The following is a 304-nucleotide window of genomic DNA, read 5'->3' as shown; positions in this document are numbered from 1 at the left end:
GCATGCCCTTGAGGGCAGCAGACAATAGATTGCTGTCCCCGCTGGAGTAGCGGAATGCCTGGCCAGGTTCGGCGAAGGGGCTGGTATCAGCGGCAAACTCCGCCATATCGGCGCGGCCACGGGTGTAGGGCATGGCCACCGCCGGGGATTTCAGCGGCGCGTATTCGTAATCTTCCTGCCAGTCCAGGCCCGAGGCCCAATTGAGCAGGTGCCCCAGGGTAATGGTCGGGTGCTGCTTCATCGGTGGATAAAAGCGCGCGGCCGGGTCGCTCAGTTTGAAGCGGTTTTCGCCGTACGCCACGCC

The 304-nt window shown here is 63.5% G+C and carries 1 protein-coding gene; it reads right to left on the bottom strand.

Annotation, left to right across the window (positions count from 1 at the left end; translation table 11 throughout):
- A partial coding sequence (locus HX778_RS24970) for a serine hydrolase (protein WP_176983362.1) occupies positions 1-304 on the bottom strand: 304 nt, incomplete at both ends.

Source organism: Cedecea sp. P7760 (genome assembly GCF_013386425.1).
Taxonomy (GTDB): Bacteria; Pseudomonadota; Gammaproteobacteria; order Enterobacterales; family Enterobacteriaceae; genus Cedecea; species Cedecea selenatireducens.
This window is presented reverse-complemented; position numbering and strand designations above follow the sequence as displayed.